Source organism: Longispora albida DSM 44784, from assembly GCF_000379825.1.
Classification (GTDB): domain Bacteria; phylum Actinomycetota; class Actinomycetes; order Mycobacteriales; family Micromonosporaceae; genus Longispora; species Longispora albida.
In genome coordinates this window covers 423,309-448,342 of the sequence record NZ_KB903836.1, presented here as the reverse complement: position 1 = coordinate 448,342, position 25,034 = coordinate 423,309, and the positions used below count along the sequence as shown (strand labels likewise).

General features: G+C 71.1%; 31 protein-coding genes, 1 pseudogene and 3 riboswitches. Of the genes and pseudogenes, 18 read left to right on the top strand and 14 right to left on the bottom strand.

Annotated elements, in window-relative coordinates; genetic code table 11:
* The 3 genes and pseudogenes from A3G1_RS39905 to A3G1_RS37240 form a co-directional block, all read right to left on the bottom strand.
* Positions 1-129: pseudogene (locus A3G1_RS39905) on the bottom strand (leucine zipper domain-containing protein); the annotation flags it as partial.
* Between the two features lie 106 nt (positions 130-235).
* Positions 236-1,282 (bottom strand): ATP-dependent DNA ligase, encoded by a 1,047-nt coding sequence (locus A3G1_RS0128130; protein WP_026212609.1) that lies wholly within the window; start codon positions 1,280-1,282, stop codon positions 236-238.
* Between the two features lie 185 nt (positions 1,283-1,467).
* Positions 1,468-1,695: a hypothetical protein gene (locus tag A3G1_RS37240; RefSeq protein WP_018352843.1), complete on the bottom strand. Its 228-nt coding sequence runs from the start codon at positions 1,693-1,695 to the stop codon at positions 1,468-1,470.
* Between the two features lie 75 nt (positions 1,696-1,770).
* A riboswitch (ZMP/ZTP riboswitch) is annotated at positions 1,771-1,861 on the top strand.
* Between the two features lie 56 nt (positions 1,862-1,917).
* Here A3G1_RS37240 and A3G1_RS0128120 point away from each other — a divergent pair.
* A complete protein-coding gene (locus A3G1_RS0128120; RefSeq protein ID WP_018352842.1) occupies positions 1,918-2,523 on the top strand; it encodes a cyclodeaminase/cyclohydrolase family protein in 606 nt (201 codons plus the stop codon).
* Entirely contained in the window at positions 2,520-3,494 is a 975-nt protein-coding gene (locus A3G1_RS0128115; RefSeq protein ID WP_018352841.1) for a bifunctional 5,10-methylenetetrahydrofolate dehydrogenase/5,10-methenyltetrahydrofolate cyclohydrolase, read from the top strand. The genes A3G1_RS0128120 and A3G1_RS0128115 overlap by 4 nt, the downstream gene beginning before the upstream one ends.
* A 1-nt stretch (position 3,495) precedes the next feature.
* Here A3G1_RS0128115 and A3G1_RS0128110 read toward each other — a convergent pair whose 3' ends face one another.
* The 4 genes from A3G1_RS0128110 to A3G1_RS0128095 form a co-directional block, all read right to left on the bottom strand.
* Complete coding sequence (locus tag A3G1_RS0128110; protein ID WP_018352840.1) at positions 3,496-4,401, bottom strand: hypothetical protein; 906 nt, start codon at positions 4,399-4,401, stop codon at positions 3,496-3,498.
* 1 nt (position 4,402) lies between these two features.
* Positions 4,403-4,831 (bottom strand): peptidase inhibitor family I36 protein, encoded by a 429-nt coding sequence (locus A3G1_RS0128105; RefSeq protein WP_018352839.1) that lies wholly within the window; start codon positions 4,829-4,831, stop codon positions 4,403-4,405.
* Between the two features lie 127 nt (positions 4,832-4,958).
* Positions 4,959-5,339 carry a cupin domain-containing protein gene (locus A3G1_RS0128100; RefSeq protein WP_018352838.1) on the bottom strand — a complete coding sequence of 127 codons (381 nt, stop codon included), beginning with the start codon at positions 5,337-5,339 and terminating at the stop codon, positions 4,959-4,961.
* Positions 5,340-5,352: 13 nt separating this feature from the next.
* A complete protein-coding gene (locus tag A3G1_RS0128095; RefSeq protein ID WP_211216394.1) occupies positions 5,353-6,309 on the bottom strand; it encodes an alpha/beta hydrolase in 957 nt (318 codons plus the stop codon).
* Between the two features lie 51 nt (positions 6,310-6,360).
* On the opposite strand from A3G1_RS0128095, the gene A3G1_RS0128090 reads away from it, so the two are divergent.
* Positions 6,361-7,419 (top strand): helix-turn-helix domain-containing protein, encoded by a 1,059-nt coding sequence (locus A3G1_RS0128090; RefSeq protein WP_018352836.1) that lies wholly within the window; start codon positions 6,361-6,363, stop codon positions 7,417-7,419.
* Between the two features lie 5 nt (positions 7,420-7,424).
* On the opposite strand, the gene A3G1_RS39135 is transcribed toward A3G1_RS0128090, so the two are convergent.
* From A3G1_RS39135 to A3G1_RS0128075, 3 genes are all read right to left on the bottom strand, one after another.
* Complete coding sequence (locus A3G1_RS39135; protein ID WP_018352835.1) at positions 7,425-8,513, bottom strand: peptidoglycan recognition protein family protein; 1,089 nt, start codon at positions 8,511-8,513, stop codon at positions 7,425-7,427.
* Positions 8,514-8,539: 26 nt separating this feature from the next.
* On the bottom strand, positions 8,540-9,340 hold the full coding sequence (locus A3G1_RS0128080) for a spermidine synthase (RefSeq protein WP_085985746.1): 801 nt from the start codon (positions 9,338-9,340) through the stop codon (positions 8,540-8,542).
* A gap of 93 nt (positions 9,341-9,433) precedes the next feature.
* The gene (locus A3G1_RS0128075; protein WP_083937157.1) at positions 9,434-10,486 is read right to left on the bottom strand and encodes a glycerophosphodiester phosphodiesterase; all 1,053 of its coding nucleotides are present in this window, start codon (positions 10,484-10,486) and stop codon (positions 9,434-9,436) included.
* Positions 10,487-10,665: 179 nt separating this feature from the next.
* On the opposite strand from A3G1_RS0128075, the gene A3G1_RS0128070 reads away from it, so the two are divergent.
* Positions 10,666-11,448, top strand: a complete 783-nt coding sequence (locus tag A3G1_RS0128070; RefSeq protein WP_040480067.1) for an enoyl-CoA hydratase/isomerase family protein — start codon at positions 10,666-10,668, stop codon at positions 11,446-11,448.
* On the opposite strand, the gene A3G1_RS0128065 is transcribed toward A3G1_RS0128070, so the two are convergent.
* The gene (locus tag A3G1_RS0128065; protein WP_018352831.1) at positions 11,427-12,836 is read right to left on the bottom strand and encodes an SDR family oxidoreductase; all 1,410 of its coding nucleotides are present in this window, start codon (positions 12,834-12,836) and stop codon (positions 11,427-11,429) included. The two genes, A3G1_RS0128070 and A3G1_RS0128065, sit on opposite strands and share 22 nt — an antisense overlap.
* Before the next feature lie 82 nt (positions 12,837-12,918).
* On the opposite strand from A3G1_RS0128065, the gene A3G1_RS0128060 reads away from it, so the two are divergent.
* The 11 genes from A3G1_RS0128060 (at position 12,919) to A3G1_RS0128010 (ending at position 19,650) form a co-directional block, all read left to right on the top strand.
* A complete protein-coding gene (locus A3G1_RS0128060; RefSeq protein WP_026212603.1) occupies positions 12,919-13,764 on the top strand; it encodes an AraC family transcriptional regulator in 846 nt (281 codons plus the stop codon).
* Positions 13,761-14,156, top strand: a complete 396-nt coding sequence (locus A3G1_RS0128055) for a VOC family protein (RefSeq protein WP_211216393.1) — start codon at positions 13,761-13,763, stop codon at positions 14,154-14,156. The genes A3G1_RS0128060 and A3G1_RS0128055 overlap by 4 nt, the downstream gene beginning before the upstream one ends.
* Positions 14,157-14,231: 75 nt before the next feature.
* Positions 14,232-14,834 (top strand): cardiolipin synthase ClsA, encoded by a 603-nt coding sequence (clsA, locus tag A3G1_RS0128050; protein ID WP_018352828.1) that lies wholly within the window; start codon positions 14,232-14,234, stop codon positions 14,832-14,834.
* Positions 14,831-15,712 carry a DUF881 domain-containing protein gene (locus A3G1_RS0128045; RefSeq protein WP_018352827.1) on the top strand — a complete coding sequence of 294 codons (882 nt, stop codon included), beginning with the start codon at positions 14,831-14,833 and terminating at the stop codon, positions 15,710-15,712. The genes clsA and A3G1_RS0128045 overlap by 4 nt, the downstream gene beginning before the upstream one ends.
* The gene (locus A3G1_RS0128040) at positions 15,709-16,041 is read left to right on the top strand and encodes a small basic family protein (RefSeq protein WP_018352826.1); all 333 of its coding nucleotides are present in this window, start codon (positions 15,709-15,711) and stop codon (positions 16,039-16,041) included. Before A3G1_RS0128045 ends, A3G1_RS0128040 begins: the two co-directional genes overlap by 4 nt.
* Positions 16,041-16,820 carry a DUF881 domain-containing protein gene (locus tag A3G1_RS0128035; RefSeq protein WP_018352825.1) on the top strand — a complete coding sequence of 260 codons (780 nt, stop codon included), beginning with the start codon at positions 16,041-16,043 and terminating at the stop codon, positions 16,818-16,820. Before A3G1_RS0128040 ends, A3G1_RS0128035 begins: the two co-directional genes overlap by 1 nt.
* 15 nt (positions 16,821-16,835) lie before the next feature.
* The gene (gene gcvH, locus A3G1_RS0128030) at positions 16,836-17,228 is read left to right on the top strand and encodes a glycine cleavage system protein GcvH (RefSeq protein WP_018352824.1); all 393 of its coding nucleotides are present in this window, start codon (positions 16,836-16,838) and stop codon (positions 17,226-17,228) included.
* A gap of 58 nt (positions 17,229-17,286) precedes the next feature.
* A complete protein-coding gene (gene odhI / locus A3G1_RS0128025; protein ID WP_018352823.1) occupies positions 17,287-17,736 on the top strand; it encodes an oxoglutarate dehydrogenase inhibitor Odhl in 450 nt (149 codons plus the stop codon).
* A 47-nt stretch (positions 17,737-17,783) separates the two neighbouring features.
* Positions 17,784-18,431, top strand: coding sequence for a transcriptional regulator FtsR (ftsR, locus tag A3G1_RS0128020; RefSeq protein WP_018352822.1), 648 nt, complete (start codon positions 17,784-17,786; stop codon positions 18,429-18,431).
* Positions 18,432-18,493: 62 nt separating this feature from the next.
* Positions 18,494-18,955, top strand: a complete 462-nt coding sequence (locus tag A3G1_RS0128015) for a bifunctional nuclease family protein (RefSeq protein WP_018352821.1) — start codon at positions 18,494-18,496, stop codon at positions 18,953-18,955.
* Between the two features lie 149 nt (positions 18,956-19,104).
* Positions 19,105-19,650 carry a MerR family transcriptional regulator gene (locus A3G1_RS0128010; RefSeq protein WP_051110697.1) on the top strand — a complete coding sequence of 182 codons (546 nt, stop codon included), beginning with the start codon at positions 19,105-19,107 and terminating at the stop codon, positions 19,648-19,650.
* A 36-nt stretch (positions 19,651-19,686) separates the two neighbouring features.
* Here the strand turns inward: A3G1_RS0128010 and A3G1_RS0128005 are convergent, their stop codons facing one another.
* Positions 19,687-20,238, bottom strand: coding sequence for a TetR/AcrR family transcriptional regulator (locus A3G1_RS0128005; RefSeq protein ID WP_018352819.1), 552 nt, complete (start codon positions 20,236-20,238; stop codon positions 19,687-19,689).
* A 53-nt stretch (positions 20,239-20,291) separates the two neighbouring features.
* Between A3G1_RS0128005 and A3G1_RS0128000 the strand changes: the two genes are divergently transcribed.
* The gene (locus A3G1_RS0128000; RefSeq protein ID WP_018352818.1) at positions 20,292-21,194 is read left to right on the top strand and encodes an alpha/beta fold hydrolase; all 903 of its coding nucleotides are present in this window, start codon (positions 20,292-20,294) and stop codon (positions 21,192-21,194) included.
* Here the strand turns inward: A3G1_RS0128000 and A3G1_RS0127995 are convergent.
* Positions 21,191-22,192, bottom strand: a complete 1,002-nt coding sequence (locus A3G1_RS0127995; protein WP_083937152.1) for a DMT family transporter — start codon at positions 22,190-22,192, stop codon at positions 21,191-21,193. The genes A3G1_RS0128000 and A3G1_RS0127995 overlap by 4 nt on opposite strands.
* Between A3G1_RS0127995 and A3G1_RS0127990 the strand changes: the two genes are divergently transcribed.
* On the top strand, positions 22,172-23,005 hold the full coding sequence (locus A3G1_RS0127990) for an alpha/beta fold hydrolase (protein ID WP_018352816.1): 834 nt from the start codon (positions 22,172-22,174) through the stop codon (positions 23,003-23,005). The genes A3G1_RS0127995 and A3G1_RS0127990 overlap by 21 nt on opposite strands.
* Here the strand turns inward: A3G1_RS0127990 and A3G1_RS0127985 are convergent.
* The gene (locus tag A3G1_RS0127985; RefSeq protein WP_018352815.1) at positions 22,995-23,801 is read right to left on the bottom strand and encodes an NAD-dependent epimerase/dehydratase family protein; all 807 of its coding nucleotides are present in this window, start codon (positions 23,799-23,801) and stop codon (positions 22,995-22,997) included. The two genes, A3G1_RS0127990 and A3G1_RS0127985, sit on opposite strands and share 11 nt — an antisense overlap.
* 112 nt (positions 23,802-23,913) lie before the next feature.
* Here A3G1_RS0127985 and A3G1_RS40915 point away from each other — a divergent pair, with 112 nt between their 5' ends.
* A complete protein-coding gene (locus A3G1_RS40915; protein ID WP_026212598.1) occupies positions 23,914-24,738 on the top strand; it encodes a transglycosylase SLT domain-containing protein in 825 nt (274 codons plus the stop codon).
* A 94-nt stretch (positions 24,739-24,832) separates the two neighbouring features.
* Positions 24,833-24,932, top strand: a riboswitch (glycine riboswitch).
* Positions 24,933-25,004: riboswitch (glycine riboswitch) on the top strand.
* Positions 25,005-25,034: the final 30 nt, after the last annotated feature.

Sequence of the window (25,034 nt, the reverse complement as noted above, 5' to 3'; positions counted from 1 at the left end):
CCGCGCCGCGGTCGTCGCCGACACCTGGAACCGCTCCGCGGCACGGCGCAACGGCCACTGATCATCAACAACGCAACGGGCAAGACGCAGCCTGCCCGTCTCGGACAAGGGTGCATTACGGTGGACCATCGAGGGCCTTCCGGCTCGGGTGCGGCTGACTTGGTAGCTCCACACCTAACCGGCAGGCCCTCACCCTTTCAAGACCCCACATCACCAACGTCCATGGACAGAACACCTAGGGCCTGCCAGCCAGCACAGACGCGACGTCGAAGCTGACCGGCTCGTCCAGCTGTTCCCACGTGCACGACTCCGGTTCGCGGTCCGGCCGCCACCGGGCGAACTGGGCCACGTGCCGGAACCGTTCCTTGTTCTCCATGTGGTCGTAGCCGACCTCGCAGACGAGCTCCGGCCGCAGCGGTACCCAGTCCTTGGCCACGGCCTGCCAGCGGCTCGGCCCGCCCGGGACGCGCTGGCCGGTCGACGGGTCGAACCAGGGATGCGTGGCCGGGTTCTCGTACGGGGCGAGTTCCGTCAGGAGTTCCTTGCGCCGGGCGGCGCTGAACGAGCTGCACACGCCGACGTGGTGGAGCCTGCCGTCCTGGTACAGGCCGAGCAGCAGCGAACCGACGCCGGCGCCGTCCTTGTGCAGCCGGTACCCGGCGACGACCACGTCAGCCGTCCGGGCGTGCTTGATCTTGAACATGAGCCGTTTTCCCGGTTCGTAGCCGATCCCGGCCGGCTTGGCGATCAGCCCGTCGAGCCCGGCGCCCTCGAACCGCGCGAACCACCGGGCCGCCAGCTCCGCGTCCGTGGTCGCGGGGGTCAGGTAGACCGGCCCGCCGCCCGGTATAGCCTGCTCCAGCCGTGCCCTCCGCTCGCTGAACGGCAGCCCGGTCAGGTCCTCGTCACCGATCGCCAGCAGGTCGAAGGCCACAAAGCTCGCGGGTGTCTTTTCCGCGAGCATCCGCACCCGGGAGTCCGCAGGGTGGATCCGCTGGCTCAGCGTGTCGAAGTCCAGCGCACCGTCCACAATGGCTACCAGCTCGCCGTCCACGACGCACCGCTCGGGCAGCGCTGGCTGGCAGAAGCCGACAACCTCCGGGAAGTACCTGGTCAGCGTCTTGCGTCCCCGGCTGGCCAGCTCCACCTCCGGCCCGTCGCGGAACACGACGCACCGGAATCCGTCCCACTTGGGCTCGTAGCTCATGCCCGGCGCGAGCGGGATGGCTGGCACGCTCTTGGCCAGCATCGGCTCGATGGGCGGCGACAACGGCAGGTCCACGCATCGATACTGCCGGGGCAGCCCGCTGCCGCGCGGCGCTTTCGCCGCATTTCACCAGCGCAAAGGGTTACCTGCTGCCACCGCACCCCTCCAGCCGGGCCCGCTGGCTGCCCGGGGCCCGCCCGCCCCGCCGCCGGCCTCACGACCCCCGCACCCGGAAACCGGGATGGAAACCAGGCCCCCGGTCACCGGTGCCGCAGCCACGGCCCGTGATGGCGGATCCACGGCCCGTGGTGATGACGCATCCGGTCGAAGATGACATACAGGTCGACAGCGCCCACCAGGGCGAAGAAGAACAACGGCCACGCCAGCCACACCACGCCGGCCCGCCAGGCCAGAACCCCGGCGAGAACGCAGAAGATCAGGCCGAAGGTGGCCAGCGCCGCGCGTAACTTCAGCGCGCTCTCAGGCATATTCCCATCTTGTACCCGTTGCTGCCCGTCCGCCACCGCCACGATTTGGGACGGCGTGCCCGGCTGCGGTACCGTGGCGCTGGCCGCGACTGGCGAGGGTGGGGTACCACCGGGGAGCGGCCGGATCACTTCATGGAAGACGGTGTCGACCGCCTGGGCGCCCCTTCTCGGACAGCAGTGCTGCTGGATGGGATGGCTTGCCCTATGCGTGAAGAGACATCTGTGCCCGATCAGGTACTCCTGCGAGACCAGCCGGTCGGGGAGTACGCAGCCCAGCTCGCTGACCGTGTGCCAGCCCCCGGCGGCGGTGCCGTCGCAGCCCTGCACGCCGCCCAGGCCGCGGCCCTGCTGGCGATGGTGGCCAGGTACAGCGATCAGGCCAATCCCGAGGTGACGGCGGCCGTGGCCGAGGCCGACGAGCTGCGCGCCGAGGGGCTGGCGCTCGCCGAGGCGGACATCGCGGCGTTCAGCGCGGTCGCCGACGCCTACAAGCTCCGCACTCCCGAGCGGTCCACCGCGATCGTCGCGGCGCTGCTGGGTGCCGCCGAGCCGCAGGTGGCGACGATCGAGGCGGCTCACCGGCTGATCCGGCTGGCCGAGCGGCTCCTGCCGATCGGCAACAAGAACGTGATCACCGACGTAGGGGCCGGCGCGGAGGCCGCCCGGGCCGCCGCCGTCAGCGCGCGGCTCAACGTCGAGATCAACCGGGCCGGCCTGCCCGCCGGGCCGGACAACGACCGGCTCGCCGCCAGCTCGGGTACCGTCCCGGCGCTCGCAGCCCGCGCCGACCTGGTCACCGAGACCGTCCTGCGGGCGGTGACCAGGTGACCAGCACCCTTTCCGCTCCGGAGACCCGGATCGTCGCGCCCGAGGCAGCCGGCCTGCTCGCTCCCGGCGGCGCGGCCGGCCTCGCCGCGGCACCGCTCACGCCCGACCAGCGCGAACGCCCCGCCGTCGTTCCCGGCCAGGCCAAGGTCCTCAGCGGTGTCCCGCTGGCCACCGCCATCCGGGCCGAGACGGCAGCGCGGGCCGCAGTGCTCACCGCCGCCGGCCGCCCGCCGAAGCTGGCCGTCGTGACCGCGACCGACAGTGAGGCGAGCGCCTGGTACGTGCGTTCCCTCGCGTCGATGGCCCGCCGCGTCGGCATTCTCTGCGAGATCACCGACCTCGGCCCGGCAGCCGGCGAGCAGGAGATCGTCCGCGTGCTGGAGCTGCTCAGCGCCGACCCGGGCGTGCACGGCGTCATCCTCCAGACGCCGCTGCCCGCCGGGCTGAAGCTGCCGGACCTCGCCCGGGCGATCGACCCGGCCAAGGACGTGGACGGCGCGAACCCGGAAAGCCTCGGCCGTCTCGCCGCCGGCCTGCCCGCCTACGCCCCGGCCACGGCCGAGTCGGTGGTGACCCTGCTCGAGTACCACCGGGTCCCGCTCGCCGGCCAGGACGTGGTGATGGTCGGACACTCCACTGTGGTCGGCAAGCCCGCCGCGCTGCTCCTGCTCGACCGGGAGGCGACGGTGACGGTGTGCCACGCCCGTACCCGCGACCTCGCCGCCCACACCTCCCAGGCCGACGTCGTCGTCGTCGCGGTCGGCAAGGCCGGGCTGATCACGCCGGGCCACGTCCGCCCGGGCGCGACCGTCATCGACGTCGGCACGAACCCGACCCCGGACGGCGGCCTCGCCGGTGACGCCGACCCGGCCGTCGCCACCGTGGCCGGTGGCCTCAGCCCCGTACCCGGCGGCGTCGGCCCCGTCACCACGGCCCTGCTGCTCAAGCACACGGTCGACGCCGCGTCCTGACCTATCCGGAGCCCGAGGGGCGTGGCAGTTTCCCGCTGCGCTCCTCCGCCCTGGCGAACAGCCCCGACAGCCGGGCCATCTCGGCGCGCTGGGCCGGCTCGATGGTCTGGGCGAACTCCCGGCGCAGCTCCAGCCCGGTCTTCGACAGCCCGGCCTGCCGGTCGCAGCCCACGTCGCGCAGCGCGATCGTGATCTCCTTCTCCTTGCGCTGGCCGAGCGGCTCGGCGGAGTTCTCGTACTGCTTGCCGAGCGCGGCAGTGACGTCGTCCGGCGCGCCGTAGGCGTACCCGTACTGCGCCATGCACACCCGCCACCGGCCGAGCGCCGCCTGGTACCGCTCGTCGGCGGTGGCCCGGCGGAACAGGTCGCGGCTGATCTCCTGCGGGAAGTACGTGATCCGCGCCCAGGTGTCGAGGTCGCCGTACAGCGCCAGGTGGCCCTTCGCGGCGCAGCCCTGTCTCGGGTACCAGTAGACGACGCCGTTCGGCGCGGTCAGCTTGGCCAGCGCGGCGGGCGGGCCGAGGAGCGTGTCGCGCAGCCGGGGGTCGTCGCCGGCCGGCTGCTCGGGCTGGCCACCCGCTGACGGGGTGCCGTCGGACATGCCGTACCCGTGCTGGCGTACCCACTCGACGCTGACCCCGCCGCCCTCGTCGGCGTTCGGGTTGGGTTTCGTGACCCCGCCCCGCCAGGGGATGCCGGCGTCACGCATGCACCTCTCGGCCTGGGCGTTGGCGGCCAGCGAGACCTGGTACAGCCGGGCCGGGTACGCACCCGTGTTCGTGATCATGTCCACTGTGGCCTGGTCGAGGCGGTCCGGGACCGGCGCGCTCTCCGGCCGCGGGTCACCGCAGCCGGAGAGCAGGCCGACCATCAACACCATCAGCGTGGCCTTGACGGTCGGTCGCATGTCAGTGACTGCACCAGTACATCGACTCGAAGTCGTCGTTCCAGTTGCCGCCGCCGGGCTTCGGGTCGAGGGACAGGTCCTGGCGGTAACTGCCGAGCCCCTCAGCCATGATCTGCCCGCTGTACCAGGTGCCGGTGGCGAAGTGGACGGTGCAGCTGCGGCCGTTGTTGTACGAGGACGAGGCCTTGTTGTTGATGAACGACGGCAGGGTGCCGTTGTTGTACCTTCCCTGCCAGCGGTCGCCCTGCCAGTCCCGGTGCACCCACAGGCAGGCGTACTCGGCGGGACAGTCGCCCCGGCCGGCCAGCAGGCTGGCGATCTCCGCCGCGTTGGGATCGGCCTGCGCCTGGGCCGGTGCGGAGAAGGCGCCTGCCAGTACGAGGGCCGCCGCCCCGGTCATGGCCATCCTGGACAGTACGTTTCTCACCATGCTGGTCTCCTTCGCGCTGGTGAAGCACTATTCCTGACGGCAAGAGCATGCACAGGGTTCGATATAGGCGACAATGACATTCGGTTCTGCCCGAATATGGGTGGTCAGGCCCGGTCTGCCGCCTGACTCACCTCTTCTCGAGGCGGCTGCCCCGGGGCAGGGTCACCGAGAGGATGTGGCTGGGCCCGTCGAGTTCGATACGGTGCCACCGTCCACGCGGCACGATCACTGCCCGGCCCGCCGGTACGGCGATCTCTTCCTCCTCCCCGCCCGGTGCCTCAGGGCGGAAGTAGAGCCGGATGCCGCCGCTGAGGCAGGAGACGAGCTCGTCGGCTTCGGTGTGCACCTCCCAGTGGCCGGCGTGCACGTCCTCACCGGTCTCGACCTGGAAGGCCATGACCTGCCAGCCCTCCCGGCCGGGATCGAAGACCTGCGGGCCGGCCTGCATCTGGCCGCCGGGGGTGAGGTGGACGAACGAGGAGAACAGGTCGAGCGTTGCCGTGGTCATCTGCTGGTGCTCCTTAACTGGCGAGGGCACGGCGGAGTGCCGCACCGAGTTCGGCGAGCTGGCGCTGGGAGATCTCGGCCGACAGGATCGCCTGCGAGCCGTGGAAGGTGCCGGGCCACTGGTGCAGCTCGACGGGCACGCCGGCCCGCAGGAGCCCCAGGGCGTACTCGATGCCCTCGTCGCGCAGCGGGTCGAACTCCGCGGTCGCGATGTAGGCCGGCGGCAGCCCGCCCAGATCGGCGGCCCTGGCCGGCGCGGCGTACTCGTCAGCAGCTCCGGCCGGGCCGAGGTAGTGACCCCAGGTCTGGGCGAGCTTCGCGCGCGTCATCCAGGGCGTGCCGGTGAAGTTCCGCGCCGACCACGTCTCCTGGCGGTCGTCGAGTTCGGGCTGGTTGAGCAGCTGGAACCGGATCGGCGGGCCGCCCTGGTCGCGGGATCGCAGGCAGACGGCCGCCGCGAGTCCCGCCCCGGCGCTGTGCCCGGCGACCGCGATCCGCTCCGGGTCGACGCCCAGCTCGGTGGCGTGCCTGGCCGTCCACTCCAGGACGGCGTAGACGTCGTCGAGGGCCGCCGGGTACGGGTCCTCGGGTGCCAGCCGGTAGCCGACGGAGATGACGAGGGCTCCGGTGGCGGCGGCCACCCGGCTCGCCCACGGATGCTCGGTGCCGAGGTCGCCCATGACGAACCCGCCGCCGTGCATCCAGATGACGGCGCCGCCGGTCATCCCGTAGGGGCGGTAGACGCGGACCGGGACGGCAGGGCTGGCCGGTACGGTGCGGTCCTCGACGGTGATGCCGGTCATGTCCGGTGGCGGGGCGGCGCTGGCGAGGGCTGCGAGGTTCGCGCGGGCCGCCGCGGGGTCGGACATGTCGGCCGAGGGGAACAGCGGGACGAAGGCTTCGAGTTCGGGATCCATGCCGACCATCGTCGCCGCCGGACGGCGCGCGATCATCCGACGGGCGTCGGGCATCCCGCCGCGCCCGCGCACCGATCGGCGCGCCGGCCAGCCTATCCTCGTGGCATGGAGGCCCTCGCCCTGCGACTGTCACAACTGGACTCCCACGCCGAGGGCGCGATCCGCGTCGTGATGTTCTACGACACGCTGACCCGCCGCCGGGTCGACCTGCCCGTGCTGGCCAGGGCCTCGGCTGGCCCGGCGGAGTGCGTGACCGGGATCCGGCTGCACGGCACCGGCGAGGTGATCCGGATGTCACCGGACGGCACGAAGGCCCCGGTACCCGCGCCGCCCGCGTCGACCTCGGCGCCGATCACCCTGGACGACGAGGAGATCGGCACGGCGTGGCTGGAGCGGCCCGGCCCGCCGACGCTGCTCGACGACATGCTGCTGGACCGGCTCGCGATCACCGCGGCCGCCGTGGTCGAGCGGTACGGCCCGGCCCGGACGACGATGGCCGATCCGGCTCTGCTCGAACTCGTGATCGGCGCGGACACCGACGAGGCCGCGCGGGCCCGTGCGCTGCGGCTGCTGGGCTTCCCGGCCACGTCGCCGGTCCGCGTCACGGCCGTCAGCTCACCAGCCCCGCTCACGGAGACCGCCGCCGCGATCTGCCCGGACCGGCTGGTGAAGGCGGCCACCGTCGCCGGTACGGGCGTGATCCTGTCCGCCACAGTGGATGTTTCCGCCGTCCCGGCCGGGATCAGGGCTGGCTTCGGGACCCCGGGGCACCCCGGGCGGTCCTGGCGGGAGGCCCGGACGGCGCTGCGCTTCACCACAGCCCGCGAGCCCGTCGTCCGCTACGACAGCCTCGGAGCCCTCGCCCTGCTCGCCGACATCCCGCCGGAAGCGGCGCAGGGCAACGCCGATGTGCTGGCAGTCGGCCGCCTGGCGGGTACAGCGGAAGATCTGGAAACTCTCGATGCCTACTGCGCGGCCGGGTCACTGCGCCGCGCGGCCGAAATCCTGCACCTGCACCACACCAGCGTCGCGCGCCGCCTGGAGCAGATCTCCCGGTGCCTGGGCTTCGACGTCACGCAGCCTGCTGGCCTGATCAGGGCCAGGGTGGGGCTGACCGTGTACCTGCTGGGGGAGGCCCAGCAGGCACACGGCTCAGCGGCTTAGCGCACCTAGCGTCCAGTGAGCGCGGCGACCTCCGCGCGGATCCGGGCCAGCTCGGGGTAGAAGAGGTGGCCGGGGCAGTCGGTCGCGCCCCAGTTGCGGTGGCCGGAGATCGTGTTCACGGTCTTCTTCGCGCCGCTGATCGGGTTGACGTAGTTCGTCGTGCCGTCCGGGTCGAGGTCACACAGGACGGACAGCGCCGCGAGGACGTAGACGAGGCTGCGCTGGGCGGCCCGCGTCGGCAGCTGCTTGTTGAAGTGGCCGAGGAGGCACACGCCGATGTTGCCGGCGTTGAAGCCCACCGCGTGGCCGGCGTTGACCATCATCGGCAGCCCCTCCGGGCTGATCTGCCCGAAGACGGGGAACGGGTCAGCGCCGGAGTAACGCGCCTCGTAGACCCGGCCCGCCTCGTCGATCATCAGGTGGTACCCGATGTCGCCGTAGCCCCGGCCGATGCCGTGCTCGTGGTAGATCGCCCGCACCGTCGCGGCCGGGTCGGGATCGTTGTTGATGCCCGCCGTGTGGTGGACGGTGAGGGTCTGCACGGGGAAGTACGCCGGCGGCCAGATCTCCTTGCCGGTGCTGTCGAACCGCTTCGACTCGTCGGCGCCCCACTTGCTGCGGCTCAGGTACGGGGAGCGGGGGACGGGGTTGCGGCTCGGTACCTGCTTGACCGCCCGGCGGGGACCGTCCACAGTGTTGAGTTCCGTGACGCGGCCCGCCGTCGCGCCGGCCGGGAGGGCCAGCTCGTAGCCGACGACACCCGGGGCGGCGATCAGCGAGTACTGGCTGTCGGCAGGCAGGTCGTCGCGGCCGGTGCAGCAGCCGGGAGCCTCCTGCCACTCCTGCCAGCCGGCCGCCGTGCGCAGCCGCACTCCGGCGCCGGTCTGCTGGCCGGTCCACGACACGCTCAGGTGACTGAGGGGGAAGGCAGCCTCCGCCTTGCCTTCCGGGGCACTCAGGGTCCTGGCCAGCGTCTCGGGAACGGTGTTCGTCGGGTTGTCGGTGCCTTCGGCCGAGGCCCGTCCGGCGACGAGGGTCGCGGCGGCGGCCGAAGCAGTACCAGCGAGAACTGTTCTGCGGCTAAGCGAATTCATTCGCCAGAGAGTAGGCAAGGATCGCGTCAAAAGGAAGCGTCGGCCTGAGGCTCAGCGTCCCCGATGAACCCGGCCAGCCCAGTGCCCCGCACCAGCCGGCCGGGGACCTTGTCTGCGGCCAGGAAGTGGCTCAGCTTCTTCGCTGGCAGGCCGTGCTCGGCGGCGGCAGCGGCGAAGACCAGGTTGCCGAACCGCTTGCCGCGCATCATGCCCGGCTCCGACAGCAGAGCCACGTCACGGAACTCGGTGAGCAGCGTCGCGGCGTGCGCACGGGAGAACGCCAGCGGGGGCAGATCGGTCACGTTGACGGCGTAGAACCCGCCCGGGGCCAGCACCCTGGCCACTTCGGACACGAATTCCGTACTGGCGGTGCTGCGCTCCATCAGCGCCCCGCGATACACGTCGCCGATGACGAGGTCGTACGAGCCGTCCGCCGCGCCCTCCACAGCCGACCGCGCGTCACCGGCCTCCGCCCGCACGCCGGCGCCGTCCGGCAGGGGCAGCACGCCGAGGACGAGGGCGAGGAGCTTGCTGTCCCGCTCGACGACGAGCTGCTGCGCCCCGGGATGCACATGCGCGATGTACCGGGGGATCGTCATCCCGCCCCCGCCGAGGTGCAGCACCCGCAGCGGGCCGGACGGGCACGCCGCGACGACAGCGGCGACCCGCCGGACGTACTCGAACTCCAGATGCGCCGGCCGCCGCACGTTCACGTACGACTGGGCCACGCCGTCGACCAGGACGGTCCAGCCGCCTGGCCGGTAAGGATCCGGTACCAGCTCGGCGGTGCCCAGCTCGACCCGCCTGATGATGCTGTCCCGGCTCACCGGCCCACGGTAGCTGGCCACGGAAACCGGTGCCCGGCCGAGGGGGCACACACGTGATCTTGACGTCCCCAGGCAGCCCCGCCCGGGGAGATGTCAGGCCGACCAGAGCGTGCGGGCCAGCGCGCCGATGTCCGGGTTGTCGGTGAACAGGCCGTCGACGCCGGCCTTCAGGTACGCGATCTGCTCGTCGATCGCCCGGCCGTGCGCCGCGGTGTCGGAGCTGGACCGGTAGTCGGCGGGGAGGAACTGGTTCTCCGCGCGGAACGTCCACGGGTACACGACCAGGCCGGCCGCGTGCGCGTCGGCGACGAGGCTGGTCGCCGTGCCCAGCGTGCCGTCGGCCTTACGCGGGATGACCAGGTCCTTCACCGGGCCGATGCCGTTGGCGTACGTCGCCAGCTCGGCGAGCGCGGCCGGGGTGACCTGGGCGGGGCTCTGCACGAGGTAGGCGAGCGGGACACGCAGCTTGTGCCTGGTGCGCAGGTCCCTCAGGTTGGAGTTGTCGAAGGACTGCACGAAGACAGGGGAGTTCGGCTTGTTCAGCCCGTTGTGCCGCAGGGCCGCCGCCAGCGGGGTCTCCAGGTCCAGCCCGATCGACTGGAAGTACAGCGGGTGCTTGGTCTCCGGGCAGACACCGATCTCCCGGCGCAGTTCCCGGCACAGCCGGTCCTGGAGGTCGAGGATCTCCTGGAGCGTGGGGACCTCGAACAGCCCGTTGAACACCGTGCTGTGCTGGCGGAGCTTCGGCAGCCGCTCGACGGCCCGCAGCGTCTTGAGCTCTGCGAGGGTGAAGTCCTCGGTGAACCAGCCGGTGAAGGACACCCCGTCGACGATCTTCGTCGTCTGGCGGCCGGCGAACTCCGGGCGGGAGGCCACGTCGGTCGTCGTGGAGATCTCGTTCTCGTGCCGGGCGACCAGCACGTGGTCCTTCGTGGACACCAGGTCTGGCTCGATGTAGTCGGCGCCCATCCTCGCGGCCAGCTCGTAGGCCGCGAGGGTGTGCTCCGGCCGGTAACCGGAGGCGCCACGGTGCCCGATCACGAGCGGCCGGGTCTGGCCGGGGGTCCTGGCAGGCGGGGTGGCGAACGCGGGCACGGCCGAGCCGGCCTGTCCCGCGATCACGGCACCTGCGGTGAGTGCGCCCATGCGCAGAATCTGGCGGCGGTCGGCCACTGTCTCCTCCTGAGAGTCCGGTGTGGAGCAGCCTGGCGCACCCGGCCGTCTTCCCCGTGAATGCGAGCTGAATTGATCAGCAACGCCGACAGCAGAGGAGCTTACCCAGCTCCCGCACAGCCCCGGCCAGGCGTGACGGTATGGTCCCCGGCATGAGCGAACAGGATGTCCCCGGTTTGAAGGTCAGCGCTGGTACCGGCGGGGTCGCGACCCTGCTCATCGACCGCCCGGCCCAGCGCAACGCGCTCACGCTGGCCATGTGGGCGGCGATTCCCGGCATCCTCGCCGGGCTGGCCGCCGACCGCAGTGTCCGGGTACTCCTGCTCCGGGGCGCCGGCGGCACGTTCTCCGCTGGCGCCGACATCTCCGAGCTGCACGGCATCTACTCCGACCCGGACCGCGCCGACGAGTACCACGCCACGAACGTCCGCGCGGAGGAGGCACTCGCCGCGTTCCCGCACCCGACCATCGCCGTGGTCGAAGGCGCGTGTGTCGGGGGCGGCTGCCAGCTCGCCGTCGCCTGCGACCTGCGGTTCGCCGAGCCGTCCGCCCGGTTCGGCATCACGCCGGCCAAGCTCGGCGTCGTGTACCCGGCGGTGCCGTCAGCCCGCCTCGCCCGGCTGGTCGGCCCGGCCCGGGCGAAGTACCTGCTGTTCTCCGCCGAACTGGTCGGCGCGGAGCACGCGGAACGGATCGGGCTCGCCGACGAGGTCGTACCGGACGTCGCCACGAGGGCGGAGGAGTTCGCCGCGCTGCTGGCCAGCCGCTCTCCGCAGACCCTCGGCGCGGCCAAGGCCATCATCGACAGCCCCGACCCGCACGCGACCGCCCGCGAGTGGGAACGCCGCAGCCGGACGGCCCCCGACGTCAGGGAAGGACTGAGCGCCTTCCTCGAACGCCGGGCACCGCGCTTTCACCAGGGAGACGGAGCGTAGTCCTTCAGGAAGACGCCGTAGATGTCCTCGCCGGCCTCGCCGCGCACGATCGGGTCGTAGACCCTGGCCGCCCCGTCGACGAGGTCCAGCGGGGCCTTGAACCCCTCGGCGTGCAGCCGCATCTTCTCCGGGTGCGGGCGCTCGTCGGTGATCCAGCCGGTGTCGACGGCCGTCATGAGGATCCCGTCGGTCAGCATCTCCTCGGCGCTGGTCCGGGTGAGCATGTTCAGCGCGGCCTTCGCCATGTTGGTGTGCGGGTGCCCCGGCCCCTTGTACGCCCGGCTGAACTGCCCCTCCATCGCCGACACGTTCACGACGTACTTGCGGCGGGACTGCGAGGCCGCCATCGACGGCCGGAGCATGCTGACCAGGATGAACGGCGCGGTCTGGTTGCACAGCTGCACCTCGAGCAGCTCGACCGGGTCGACCTCGTGGACCCGCTGCGTCCAGCTGTTCACCGAGGCCAGGTCGGGCACCAGTCCGCCGGCGTCGATCGCGGTGAGCGCCGCCATCCGCTCCGGCGACGTGGACCGGGCGGTCAGGGCCAGCTCGGTCAGCATCGCCGGGGTGAACGCGTGCTCGTGGCCGCTGGCCAGCTCGGCCTGCCCGCGCGACAGGTGCACCATCTCCGGCAGCTCACCGGCGGGCAGCGGCGCGGACTCGGCCTCGACGAGCGGGGCGTACGCGCCGGGGGAGCGCTTCACGGTCTGCGCCGCGTTGTTGATCAGGATGTCCAGCGGCCCGGCCGCGGCCACGGACTGGGCGAGCGTGACGACCTGGCCGGGGTCCCGCAGGTCGATGCCGACGATGCGCAGCCGGTGCATCCACTCCGCGCTGTCCGGCATCGCCTTGAACCTGCGGACCGCGTCGTTCGGGAACCGGGTGGTGATCGTGGTGTGCGCGCCGTCCCGCAGCAGCCGGAGCGCGATGTACATGCCGATCTTCGCCCGGCCGCCGGTCAGCAGGGCGCGCCGCCCGGCCAGGTCGGTGCGGGCCTCGCGCCGGGAGCGGTTGAAGGCTGAGCAGTCGGGGCACAGCTGGTGGTAGAACGCGTCGACGAGCGTGTACCGCTTCTTGCACGTGTAGCAGCCGCGTGCCTTGTTGAGCACACCGGCGAGGGCGTTCGGCGCGGCTGACACGAGGGGGATGCCCTCGGTCTCGTCGTCGATCCGCCCAGCTGCCCCGGTCGCGGTGAGCTCGGTGACGGCCAGGTCGGCCGCCGCCTCCGCCGCGCGCTTGGTCATCCGGCGCTGCTGCTTGACGGCCTTGTAGATGCCGGCCGTGGCACGGCGGATCGCGATGGCGTCCGGGTGCTCGGCGTCGAGGCCTTCGGCTTCGGCGATCACTTCCAGAGCCAGCGCCAGCCGTGCGGGGTCGATGCCGTTCACTTCCGTCTTGTCCTTCCATACGGGGTACGCCCACGGAACTGTACTTGCCCGCCTCGTGGTGCCCGGGAGCTACCGTGATGGCGTGGGCCACACCGCGATCTCCGTCACCGGGCTGCCCGCGCCGGGACTGCGCCCCTTCGTCCGGAGCTACCAGGCCTATGACCTGCGAGGTTTCGCACCTGGGGTGCACATCGGCCTGCCGGGTCCCTACCTGACCGTCGTGATCAGCCTGGCCGCGCCGACCCTGGTCAGCCTCGATTCCGCCGCCGCGCCGCAGGGCTTCGCCGCTCTGGCCAGCGGCCTGTTCGCCGGCCCGGCCTTCCTTCCCCACGATGGCAACCAGACCGGCGTGCAGCTGGACCTCACGCCCGCCGGCGCAAGAGCACTTCTGGGTGTACCGGCCGGAGAGCTGGCCGGTCTGTGCGTCGACCTGCGGGACCTGCTCGGCCCGGCGGGGCGGGACCTTCCGTCTCAGCTGGCGGACCTGGCCACCTGGCCGGAACGGTTCGCCCTGTTGGATAGGGTCCTAGGATGCCAAAGCGAGGGTGACCCGGCACCCACTGAAACCCTCACCCGCGCCTACCGGCGCATCCTCGCCTCGGCCGGCACGCTTCCGATCGCCTCCCTCGCTGACGAGCTGGGCTGGAGCCGCAGGCATCTGAGCGCGCGGTTCACGGCGGAGTACGGGATCGGGCCGAAGGAAGCTGCGCGGGTCGCCCGGTTCGCCAGGTCCCGTGAGCTGCTCGTCGGGCACGGCCGGCTCTCGCTCGCCCGGATCGCCGCGGACTGCGGGTACTCCGACCAGGCGCATCTGGCGCGGGAGTGGCGGGATCTCGCCGGGTGCTCGCCGTCGGCGTGGCTGGCGGGGGAGGAGTTCCCAATTGTTCAAGTCGGCGGGCGGGAGGCGTCCGTAGCGTCGTCGGTATGACGGAGAACAAGGCAGTACATGTGTGGCCTGGTCTGAGTTACCGCGACGCGCCTGCGGCGATCCGGTTCCTGACGGAGGCTTTCGGGTTCGTGTCGACGCTGACGGTGCCTGGTGATGTGGAGGGCGCTGTGGTGCATGCGGAGTTGCGGTGGCCGGAGGGTGGCGGGGTGATGCTGGGTACGGCGGGGGCCGGCGCGCTGAAGGAGCATCTGGCCGGTCAGGGTTCGGTGTACATCGTGACGTCGGAGCCTGACGCGTTGTACGAGCGTGCGGTTGCTGCCGGTGGGGTGGTGGTCCGGGAGCTGGGTGATACGGACTACGGGTCGCGGGACTTCATCGTGCGGGACCCGGAGGGCGTTTACTGGTGTTTCGGGACGTATGCCGGGGAGTGACGCTTGCCTGCTGGGCCTGTGGCGGGCCTAGCCGGTTACAGTCTTGGAGACGGTTTCACCTGGCGGGGAGGGCTCATGGTGCGGGAGCGTTCCCCGGAGTCGTGGCGGGTCCTGACTGTGCCGAACGCCATCTCGTTCGCCCGGTTGCTGGGTGTGCCGGTGTTCCTGTGGCTGATGCTCGGGCCGGTGCACTATGACCTGGCGGCGGTGGTGGTTCTCGCCGTGGGTGGTGGCACGGACTGGGTTGATGGCTATGTCGCCCGGCGCTTCGACCAGGGTTCGCGTCTCGGGCAGTTGCTCGATCCGCTCGCTGACCGGTTGTACATCCTGGCGACGCTGGCCGCGCTGACGATCCGGGAGATCGTGCCGTGGCAGTTCACCGCTGCGTTGCTGGCGCGTGAGGTCGTGGTGGGGGTGTGGCTGCCGGTGCTGCGGCGGTACGGGTATGGGCCGCCTCCGGTGCACTACATCGGGAAGACGGGCACGTTCGTGCTGCTGATGGCGTTCCCGACGTTGTTGTTGTCGGCTGCGACGTCGGGCACGGTGCACACGTGGGCGTACGCGGCCGGGTGGGCGCTGGGCATCTGGGGTCTGGCGTTGTACTGGCTGTCGGGTGTGCTGTACCTGTGGCAGATCTTCTCGCTGATCCGTGAGGCGAGGCAGGAGAGCCGGGTATGACCGCTCCTGGTGGGGGGAAGCCTGGTCAGCAGTTCGGCGGGGATCTGCTGACGGAGATCTTCGAGAATTCGCTGGATCCGGGGTATGCGGATGCGGCCGCTGGTGGGCACAAGAGTGGCCCGTGGGGTGTGGCCGGCCGGGTGCTGGCGCTGGCGGCGATCGGTTTCCTGCTGGCCGTGGCGTATCTGAAGGTGGTGGCGGACGCTCCGGACGCGACGAAGACGCGGGAGAAGCTGGTCTCGGACATCAAGCGGGATCAGGCTTCGGCTGACGAGCTGGAGTCGCGGACGGTGAAGCTGCGGGCCGAGGTCGCGGGGATGCGGGATCGTGCGCTGGCTGACGCTGGTGGTGACGCGAAGTACCTGCGGGATCTCGAGGCGATCACTGGGCTGGGGCCGGTGCGGGGTGCCGGGATCGTGGTGACGGTGGGCGACGCCTCGGATGTGGTCGATCCGGTGACGGGGAAGCCGAAGGCCCAGGCGCAGGGGAAGGTGTACGACCGTGACATCCAGCGGATCGTGAACGCGTTGTGGGCTTCGGGTGCCGAGGCGGTGGCGATCAACGATCAGCGGCTGGCGGGTACGTCGACGATCCGGAAGGCTGGCGGGGCGATCCTGGTGGACTTCAAACCGGTGTCTGGGCCGTACCGGATCGCGGCGATCGGGCCGGATGATCTGGAGAAGCGTTTCAACGGGACGGCTGCCGCGCGGCAGTTCAAGGGTTATGTGGGGCAGTACGGGATGGTGTTCGAGGTGAAGGCGGCTTCGAAGTTGTCGATGGCGTCGGCGGCTGATCCGCAGTTGCGGTACGCGCGGCCGGTGCCGTCGCCGAGTCCGTCTCCGTCGCCTTCGGTGTCGGGTTCGGGAGGGGTCCGATGATCGCTGTGCTGGCGTTGCTGGCCGGGATGGTGCTGGGCCTGGTGCTGGAGCCGACGGTGCCGGTGGGGTTGCAGCCGTATCTGCCGATCGCTGTGGTGGCGGCGCTGGACGCGTTGTTCGGCGGGCTGCGGGCGAAGCTGAACAAGGTGTTCGATGACCGGCAGTTCATCATCTCGTTCGTGTCCAATGTGCTGGTGGCCGGGTTCATCGTGTTCCTGGGGGATCAGCTGGGGGTCGGCGGGCAGCTGGCGACGGGGGTCGTGGTGGTGCTGGGGGTCCGGATCTTCAGTAATGTCGCTGCGATCCGGCGTCATTTCTTCAAGGCGTGATGATGGCTGACGAGACCACGGAAGAGAAGCTCGCGGAGAAGCCCGAAGCGAAGGCTGCGGAGCGGCGGCAGCCTGGGCGGACGGTGGCTTCGCGGCGGCTGGCGCTGACGTTGATCGCTGGTTTGCTGGCGGTACTGGGGCTGGCGATCGTGGCGCAGGTGAACACGCGGAACACCGACGAGGATCTGCAGGGTGCGCGGCAGGAGGACCTGGTGCGGATTCTGGGTGACCTGGATTCGCGGCAGGAGCGGCTGCGGAGTGAGCTGGCGGCGCTGGAGGATTCGAAGCGGCAGCTGACGTCGGGTGCGCAGGGTAAGGAGGCGGCGCTGGCCGCTGCCCGTTCGCGTGCTGACGAGCTGGGGATCCTGGCGGGGACGCTGCCTGCCACGGGTACGGGACTGGAGATCGAGTTCCGGGCTGGTACGCAGCCGGTGACGGCTTCGACGGTGCTGGACGCGGTGGAGGAGCTGCGGGGTGCCGGTGCGGAGGCGATGCAGATCGGTGGGGCGACGGGCGGGACGGTGCGGATCGTGGCGCAGACGTACTTCGTGGACGATGGGGCTGGGATCATCGTGGACGGTGTGAAGCTGGGTGCTCCGTTCACTGTGTCGGTGATCGGTGATCCGCAGACGATGCGCGCCGCGTTGAACATTCCGGGCGGGGTAGTGGACATGGTCCGGCGGGTGGACGGTACGGTCGTTATTCGTCAGCCTGGTGAGGTGCGGGTGACGTCGCTGCGGCAGGCTGTGTCGGCGAAGTATGCTCGGCCCGTTTCATGATCGAGAGGATTGCACGTGAGTTCTGCGATTCCTGAGGAGCTGCGGTACACCGCGGAGCACGAGTGGGTTCGTGTTGCGGAGGGTGGGGCGCTGCGGGTCGGGATCACTCAGTTCGCGCAGGATGCGCTGGGTGACATCGTCTATGTGGACCTTCCGGAGGCTGGGTCGGCTGTGGAGGCTGGCGCGTCGGCTGGTGAGGTGGAGTCGACGAAGAGCGTGTCGGAGATTTATGCTCCGGTGTCCGGTACGGTGACGGCTCGCAACGAGGCGCTTGCGGAGTCGCCGGATCTGATCAACAGTGACCCGTATGGCGATGGCTGGCTGGTGGAGATCGAGCCGGCTGATCCTGCGGCGTACGGCGAGCTGCTGGACGCGGCCGCGTACCAGAAGCTGATTGAGCAGTCCTGACAGTCCAAGCTGGCGGGTGGCGTGATGCCCGCCGGTTTTCTCCCCGTGAGGTGGCCCGATGACACGCGCAGACGACGAGTACCCCCCGCTCGATGTGACGTCGACCTTGAATCTCGGCGCCATAGATGATGCGCTGGCGTCCGATGACGATGTAATGCCCGCGAGGGTTTCTGGCACGCTGCCGCCGGACACGGCGTTGCTGGTGGTGCGGCGTGGGCCGAACGCTGGTGCGCGGTTCCTGCTGGATCATGATGTGACGACGAGCGGGCGGCATCCTGATTCCGACATCTTCCTGGATGATGTGACGGTGTCGCGGCGGCATGCCGAGTTCCAGCGTGAGGGTGGTTATTTCACTGTCCGGGATGTGGGGAGCCTGAACGGCACCTATGTGAACCGGGAGCGGGTGGAGGCCGTGACGCTGTCGAATGGTGATGAGGTGCAGATCGGGAAGTTCCGTCTGGTGTTCATCGCTGGGCCGCGGTCGGCTGAGGGGGCTGCCGCGTCGTGACGGGGTCCGGGGGTGCTGCGGCATCAGCCGATGGCGCCGGGGGGCTGATGAGCATCGGTGAGGTGCTGGGTCAGCTCCGGCCGGACTTCCCGGATGTGACGATCTCCAAGTTGCGGTTCCTGGAGGCTGAGGGCCTGGTGGAGCCGCGTCGTACGGCGTCTGGGTATCGGAAGTACGCCTGGGCGGATGTGGCGCGGCTCCGGTTCATCCTGACGGCGCAGCGGGATCGGTATCTGCCGTTGCGGGTGATCCGGGAGCAGCTGGAGGCTGGGGCGGCCGCGCCGTTGCGGCTGGTGGGTGCCGATGAGCGGCAGCCGGTGGCTGAGCGGGTGCTGGACCGCTCTGAGCTGCTGGCGTTGTCGGGCCTGGATGAGGAGGGCCTGGCGGGGGCTGTGCAGTTCGGGCTGGTGGCTTCGCGGCCGGATGGCCGGTTCGAGCCGGAGGCTCTGGAGGTGTGCTCGGTGGTGGCCGCGCTGGCTGAGCATGGTTTGCAGGCGCGGCATCTGCGGGCGTTCCGGGTGGCTGCTGACCGGGAGCTGGGTTTGCTGGAGCAGGTGGTGGCGCCGCTGGCTTTGCAGCGTGATCCGGCGGCGCGTGCGCGTGCTGGTGAGACGTTGCGGGAGCTGGCCGCGTTGTCGCTGCGGTTGCGTGCGGCTCTGGTGCAGGCTGGGCTGCGGGGTTCGCTGGGCGGGTAGCCTCGAGGTTGGAGGTTACCCGTGGGTGTTCGGTGCGCCGCTGGCGCGGGAATGGGGCTGGCGTGCAGGAGCTGAATGTGGTCGGTGTGCGGGTTGAGCTGCCGACGAATCAGCCGATTGTGCTGTTGAAGGAGGCGGCGGGTGAGCGTTATCTGCCGATCTGGATCGGTGCGGTGGAGGCGACGGCGATCGCCTACGAGCAGCAGAGTGTGAAGCCGGCCCGGCCGCTGACGCATGATCTGCTGCGGGATGTGCTGGTGGCGTTGCAGGCTCCGTTGCAGGCTGTGGAGATCACGGAGCTGCGGGACACGATTTTCTACGCTGATCTGGTGCTGGGTGAGGGTGTGCGGGTGTCCGCGCGGCCGTCGGACGCGATCGCTCTGGCGTTGCGGGCTCACGCGCCGATCCGGTGTGCCGAGCAGGTGCTGGTGGATGCGGGGATCGTGATTCCTGATGCTCAGGAGGACGAGGTCGAGCGGTTCCGGGAGTTCCTGGACCAGATCAGCCCGGAGGATTTCGAGTAGGTGCTGCCACGCCGGGGTGTGACCCAGATCGCTCCGGCGTGTCGCGCGTTGTGCGGGCTCGGGGCTGCCGGGTGGGTTATAGCGTGGCTGTGGCGCGTAGGTGCTCGGGGGAGGAGGGCGCAGTGGACGAACGGTTCTCCGAAGGGCCTGTGCAGGGTGTGCTGTTCCAGGGTGGTGAGCCCGGGGATGACGGCTCGGTGGGCTACCGGGGTGTGACGGCGTGTCACGCGGCGGGGATCACGTACCGGCAGCTGGATTACTGGGCGCGGACGGGCCTGGTGGTGCCGAGTGTGCGGCCGGCGTCGGGTTCGGGTACTGCCCGGTTGTATTCGTTCCGGGACATGGTGGTCCTGAAGGTTGTGAAGCGGCTGCTGGATGCCGGGGTGTCGTTGCAGAACATCCGGAAGGCGATTGAGGCGCTGCGGTCGCGGGGTGTGGAGGATCTGGCGCAGATCACGCTGATCTCTGATGGGACGACGGTGTATGAGTGCCGGTCGCCTGAGGAGGTCGTGGATCTGCTGCAGGGTGGTCAGGGCGTGTTCGGGATCGCGATCGGCGGGGCGTTCAAGGAGATCCAGGGGTCTCTGGCGCATTTGCCTGCCGAGCGGGCCGAGGTGACGGATGTGGTTGTGCCGGTGCTGCTGCCGGTGGGTGACGAGCTGGCGGCGCGGCGGGCGAGGCGCAGCGCGAGTTAGCGGTCCAGCCGCTGAGCCGCTAGATCGCTGAGCTGTTCAGCCGCGTGTGGTGAGTGCCGCGGTGATGGTGAGAGTGAGGGCCGGCCGGGGGTCGGTGGTGTCGTGGCGTCCGATGCGGTGGAGGGTGAGTCCTTCGCAGCAGGCCATGACGGCGGTGGCCGCGGTGGCCGGGTCTGGTGCTCCGAGGTGGGCGAGCATGGTGATGGCTGCTGCTTCCATGCGGTGGCGTGCCGTCTGGATGGCGTCGCGGAGTCTCGGGTTGTGGCTGGCTTCCATGAACAGGACGAGGCGGGCTGTGGTGGTCGTGCGGCCGGGGCCGGTGAGGTGCTCGATGGTGGCGGCGAGCAGTTCGGTGAGCTGGGCTGGGGTGGCTGGCGGTGCCGCGGGGGTGATCTGGGCCTGTTCGAGGGTGGCGATGCGTTCGAGGGTGGCGGTCAGGAGCGCGTCGCGGGTGCGGAAGTAGTTGGACGCTGAGCCGCGGGGCAGGCCCGCGTGGTCGTCGACGCGGTGGTGGGTGAGGGCGCGCAGGCCCTGGGTTCCGGTGAGGTCGATGGCTGCGTCGAGGGCGCGTTCGCGGGGGCTGACCATCCTCGCACTATAGCTGTAGTGGATTTCTACTATGGCTGTAGTAGCGTTGGGGGATGGGTACCGTACCTTCAGATGGCGGGGCGGCCCTCGGGCAGGGCGCGTTCCCGCCGCTCAGTGGTGTGAGGCACCGGTTCGCCGATGTCGCGGGGCTGCCTGTGCACGTGGCGGAGGCCGGGGAGGGTGAACCGGTCGTGCTGCTGCACGGCTTCCCCCAGCACTGGTGGGAGTGGCGGCATGTCATTCCCGCGCTTTCTTCTCAGTACCGGGTGATCTGCCCTGACCTGCGGGGTGCCGGGTGGACGGGCGCGCCAGCAGGCGGCTACGACCGTGAGCGCCTGGTGGCCGATCTCCTGGGGGTGCTGGACGCGCTGGGTGTGCGCCGGGCGCGGCTGATCGGGCATGACTACGGGGCGGTTCTCGGGTGGCTTCTGTGCCTGGAGCATCCGGAGCGGGTGCACAGTTACCTGTCGCTGTCGGTGCCGCATCCGTGGATCCGGTTCCATCCGGCGATGCTGGGGCAGATGTGGCGGCTGTGGTTCCAGGGTGTGATCGTGACGCCGGGGGTGGGGCCGTGGGCGCTGCGGACGTGGCTGACGCGGTATCTGCTGCGGTCGTATGCCGCTGTCCCTGGGACGTTCACTGAGGACGATCTGGAGGTGTTCTGTTCCCGGCTGCGGGAGCGGGACCGTGCGCGGGCGGGTTCGGCGCTGTACCGGGGGTTCATCCTGCCGGAGGCGAGGCGGATCGTGTCGGGTGCCTACCGCGACGCCCGGGTGGATGTTCCGGTCACGGTTCTTCTCGGTGCCCGGGATCCGGGGGTGCGGGTGGAGTTCCTGGCCGGCTGGGAGGGGCACGCTGACCGGCTGCGGATCGTCACGGCGGAGGGCGCGTCGCATTTCGTGGCCGACGAGCGGCCGGATGTGGTGGTCGCCGAGGCGGTGGAGCTGTTCCGCTAGCGCGCGGGGCTGCGGCGGCGGAAGGTGCCTGCGGCGACGGCGCACAGTGCCAGTGCCGTGCCGGCGAGGGTGTTGGCGGCGAGCTGGTGGCCGGGGGCCGGGGCGATGAGGTCGAGGGCAACGGAGCCGGCCAGCTGCCCGGCGACCATGCCCAGCCCGAGGAGGAGCACGCCGAGGACGCGGACGATGGTCACGGCGACGGCGATGAACACGATGCCGAGGCTGCCGCCGAGGTACAGCCACGGTTCGGGCGGGAGCTGGCCGGGCAGGCCCCGGACGGCGGTGACGGCGGCGAGGACGGTCACGAGGACGGCGGTACCGGTCGCGAAGTTGAGGAGCGTCGCGGGCAGTGCCCCGCCGGCGGCTTCGCGGACGCGGCCGTTGATGGCCTGCTGCCAGGCGATACCGGCGCCGGCGAGGACGGCTGTGGCGGCGAGGGCCACGTCGGAGGTCGCTGACAGCCGGTCGGCGACCGCGACGGCCACCGCGGCCAGTGCAAGGCCGGCGCCGAGGAGCCTCGGGCCGGTGACCGGCTGCGGTCCCCCGGGGCCCGCGCCGGCCCGGTCGGCGAGGAGGCTGCTGGTGACCTGCCCGCACACCACGGCGACGCTGAACAGCGCGACACCGAGGGTGGTGACGGTGAGGCCCTGGCTGGCCACGAGTGCCGCGCCGAACGCGCCTCCGGTGCACTGCCACCAGCGGAGGGTGCCGCCGCGTACGGCGCCGAGGACGTTGCGCAGTCCCCGGCGGGCCTGAGGGAGGGCGGCTGTGATGGCGAGGAGGATCAGCAGGCCGGAGCCGAAGGACACGGCGGCGGCCGCGACGCCGTTGCCGAGGCGGCTGCCGAGTTCGCCGTTGATGCGGGCCTGGGCGGCCATGGCGGTACCGCAGACGACGGCGAGGGTGAGTGCGAGGGCGCGGGACACCCGGCTGATCTTGCCGGAAACCGGGTTGCCTCGTACCGCCAGGATGGGCGCATGAGATCTTTCACCTCCCATGACGGCACCAAGCTGGCCTACCACGTCCTCGGGGACGGCGAGCCGCTGGTGTGCGTGCCTGGCGGCGCCGGGCGGGCCGCGGAGTACCTCGGTGACCTCGGCGGGCTGCACCGGCACCGGCAGCTGATCCTCCTCGACAACCGGGGCACGGGCGGCTCGGACGAGCCGGAGGACAAGGGCACCTACCGCTGTGACCGGCTCGCCGCCGACGTCGAGGCGCTGCGCGAGCACCTCGGGCTGGGCACGATGGACCTGCTCGGCCACTCCGCCGGCGGTGGCGTGGCCCTGCACTACACGGCCCGGTACCCGCAGCGGCTGCGCAAGCTCGTCCTCGTCACCGCGGTGGCCCGCCCGGCCGGCATCGTGGCGTCGGAGGAGGACATGAAGGCGGTGTGGGCGCGGCGGGCCGGCGAGCCGTGGTACCCGGCGGCGATCGCCGCGTGGGACTCCGGCGAACCGTCCAGCGAGGTGCCGGCGCCCTGGGATCCGCTGTTCTACGGCCGGTGGGACGACCAGGCCCGCGCGCACGCCGCCGCCGACCCCGTCCAGCGCAACCCGGAGGCCGCGGCCGGGTACTTCGCCAGCGGGGCGTTCACCCCCGAGGCGACCGTGCCGTTGCTGGCGCAGGTGCAGGCCCCGGTACTGGTCCTCGGCGGGGAACTCGACGGGCGGCCTTCCGCAGCCGACTGTGCCGCGCTCGCCGAGCTGTTCCCGGCCGGTGAGACCGTGGTGCAGCCCGGCGGCGGGCACTTCCCGTGGCTGGACGACCCGGCGTGGTTCACGTCGGCGGTGGAGGGTTTCCTCAGCCGCTAGAGCCGCCGAGCTCGGTGCGGCAGAACTGGCCGCCGGCCCGGTACAGGTCAGGGTCGCCGGCCCAGTCGGGCTCGGGCTGGGCGGCGAGGATCCGGGCGGCGTGCGCTTCGGCGTCGTCGGCCGGGTGGTAGCCGATCGCCTCACCCTCGGCGAGGGACCACCAGCGGCGCGTGTTGGCACTGACACCCCACACGACCCGGTACCCGGGCGACGGGGCGGTCAGCGCCGCCTCCACGAGCCGGCCGCAGTCGTCCGGCGACAGCCACGTCGCCAGGGACCGCACATTGAACGGTTCCGGGAAGCACGACCCGATCCGCAGCGCGATGACGTCCATGCCGAACCGGGCGTGGTACAGCTTCCCCATCGCCTCCATCGCGGCCTTGGTGACGCCGTAGAACGTGTCGGGCGCGCCGGCGGCGTCCGCGGGCAGGTCACCGTCGCCGCGTTCGCTGAACCCGGCGGCGTGGTTGGACGAGGCGAGCACGACGCGGCTGACGCCGGCCCGGCGCGCCGCTTCCAGGGCGATGTAGGTGCCGTCGAGGTTCACGGCGGAGATCTGCTGCCAGGGCCGCTCGCCGGGGATACCGGCGAGGTGCACGACCGCGTCCGCGCCGTGGCACGCTGCGGTCATCGCTTCCAGGTCGGTGGCGTCGGCTGTGAGGAGTTCCGCGCCGTCGCCGGTGTCTTCCTGCGGTACGACGTCCAGGAGGCGCAGGGCCCGGCCGGGCTGGGCGAGGCGGGTCCGCAGCATCCGCCCGATCGAACCGGCCGCGCCGGTGATGAGAATGCGAGTCACAGCCGCCGAGCCTACCCACCACCAGCACCGGAGGGTCACAGCGCGCCGCCGGTCCACAGTGGAGGCGGCGCGGCGCCGGTATGGTGGGCGCTTCACCACGGGAGGAACACTGATGAGGTTACGGGCGATGACGGTGCTGGCCGCCGTGCTGCTGACCGCGGGCTGCGGCGGGAAAGCCAGCGACGAGGCCCGCACGGCCGTACCGGAGAACGCGGCAGCCACAGCACCGGCGTCTGCCATCCCGGTCCCGGACAGTCCCCTGCCCAGCAGCGCGCCGGTCACGACCAGGCCCCCGTCGCCGGCGAAGACGACGGCCGCCCCGGCGAAACCCGTCCCGCCGCGTACCACCGCGCCGGCCGTGAAGCCCACCTACGCGCCGCCGCCCGCGCCAGCCCCGCAGCCCCCTGCCCCGCCAGCCCCGCCGAAGCCGACCGGCACGTGCCCGTCGTACACAGGCCCGAAGGCCAGCACCACGCAGGTCCGCGACGCGCTGAACACGGTCGCGCAGAAGAAGTACGCGAAAGGCAACACCCTCCCCGCCGAGCTGCTGAAAGCGGTGGCGTGGCAGGAAAGCGGCTGGCAGCCGGCGATCGTCGCGTGCGACGGCGGCATCGGCGTCATGCAGGTCATGCCCGGCACCGCGAAGTGGCTCAACGCCGAGGTCACCGACAGGACCTACGACGTGAACAGCCTCGACGGCAACATCTCCCTCGGCGCGTTCTACCTCGCGTCGCTGACCGCCTACTTCGGCGACACCTGGTTCGGCGGCTCCCGCGACCTCGGCAACCCCGAGCTCCTCAACGTCGTCGCCGCCGCCTACAACTACGGGGCGGCCGGCGTGGTCAACGGCCACGAGATCGCGATCCCGGCCGGCGCCCAGCACTACGCGAACAACGTCAAAGCCCTCATGACCAGCTGCCCCTGCCTGTCGTATTGATCACCTGTGTACCGGGATGGCCGTCCGGCGCGCCAAGATGTGACCCCGGCCATCCGATCAGCACAGCCCCGGCTGGTACCGTGGGCGCAGCCGTCACACCCGTGTGGGAGAGACCGCCTGGCCGCCAGCCAGGCCGGCGCCGAAGGGGCAAGACCTCCCCGGAATCTCTCAGGCGAAAGGACCACCCGGGCAGGCACCTCTGGAAAGCCGGCCCCAGGCCGCACCGACGGGGCAAAGCTCTCCGGTCACCCGACAGAGGGGGAGGACGCTCACCACCCGAGCCGACTCCAGGAGCA

Coding starts and splice junctions, on each gene's coding strand:
- A3G1_RS37240 (WP_018352843.1), bottom strand. CDS start 1,695: ATGCCTGAGAGCGCGCTGAAGTTACGCGCGGCGCTGGCCACCTTCGGC.
- A3G1_RS0128110 (WP_018352840.1), bottom strand. CDS start 4,401: ATGCGACCGACCGTCAAGGCCACGCTGATGGTGTTGATGGTCGGCCTG.
- A3G1_RS0128105 (WP_018352839.1), bottom strand. CDS start 4,831: ATGGTGAGAAACGTACTGTCCAGGATGGCCATGACCGGGGCGGCGGCC.
- A3G1_RS0128100 (WP_018352838.1), bottom strand. CDS start 5,339: ATGACCACGGCAACGCTCGACCTGTTCTCCTCGTTCGTCCACCTCACC.
- A3G1_RS0128095 (WP_211216394.1), bottom strand. CDS start 6,309: ATGCCCGACGCCCGTCGGATGATCGCGCGCCGTCCGGCGGCGACGATG.
- A3G1_RS0128090 (WP_018352836.1), top strand. CDS start 6,361: ATGGAGGCCCTCGCCCTGCGACTGTCACAACTGGACTCCCACGCCGAG.
- A3G1_RS39135 (WP_018352835.1), bottom strand. CDS start 8,513: ATGAATTCGCTTAGCCGCAGAACAGTTCTCGCTGGTACTGCTTCGGCC.
- A3G1_RS0128075 (WP_083937157.1), bottom strand. CDS start 10,486: ATGGGCGCACTCACCGCAGGTGCCGTGATCGCGGGACAGGCCGGCTCG.
- A3G1_RS0128070 (WP_040480067.1), top strand. CDS start 10,666: ATGAGCGAACAGGATGTCCCCGGTTTGAAGGTCAGCGCTGGTACCGGC.
- A3G1_RS0128055 (WP_211216393.1), top strand. CDS start 13,761: ATGACGGAGAACAAGGCAGTACATGTGTGGCCTGGTCTGAGTTACCGC.
- clsA (WP_018352828.1), top strand. CDS start 14,232: ATGGTGCGGGAGCGTTCCCCGGAGTCGTGGCGGGTCCTGACTGTGCCG.
- A3G1_RS0128045 (WP_018352827.1), top strand. CDS start 14,831: ATGACCGCTCCTGGTGGGGGGAAGCCTGGTCAGCAGTTCGGCGGGGAT.
- A3G1_RS0128040 (WP_018352826.1), top strand. CDS start 15,709: ATGATCGCTGTGCTGGCGTTGCTGGCCGGGATGGTGCTGGGCCTGGTG.
- A3G1_RS0128035 (WP_018352825.1), top strand. CDS start 16,041: ATGATGGCTGACGAGACCACGGAAGAGAAGCTCGCGGAGAAGCCCGAA.
- odhI (WP_018352823.1), top strand. CDS start 17,287: ATGACACGCGCAGACGACGAGTACCCCCCGCTCGATGTGACGTCGACC.
- ftsR (WP_018352822.1), top strand. CDS start 17,784: ATGAGCATCGGTGAGGTGCTGGGTCAGCTCCGGCCGGACTTCCCGGAT.
- A3G1_RS0128005 (WP_018352819.1), bottom strand. CDS start 20,238: ATGGTCAGCCCCCGCGAACGCGCCCTCGACGCAGCCATCGACCTCACC.
- A3G1_RS0128000 (WP_018352818.1), top strand. CDS start 20,292: ATGGGTACCGTACCTTCAGATGGCGGGGCGGCCCTCGGGCAGGGCGCG.
- A3G1_RS0127990 (WP_018352816.1), top strand. CDS start 22,172: ATGAGATCTTTCACCTCCCATGACGGCACCAAGCTGGCCTACCACGTC.
- A3G1_RS0127995 (WP_083937152.1), bottom strand. CDS start 22,192: ATGGGAGGTGAAAGATCTCATGCGCCCATCCTGGCGGTACGAGGCAAC.
- A3G1_RS40915 (WP_026212598.1), top strand. CDS start 23,914: ATGAGGTTACGGGCGATGACGGTGCTGGCCGCCGTGCTGCTGACCGCG.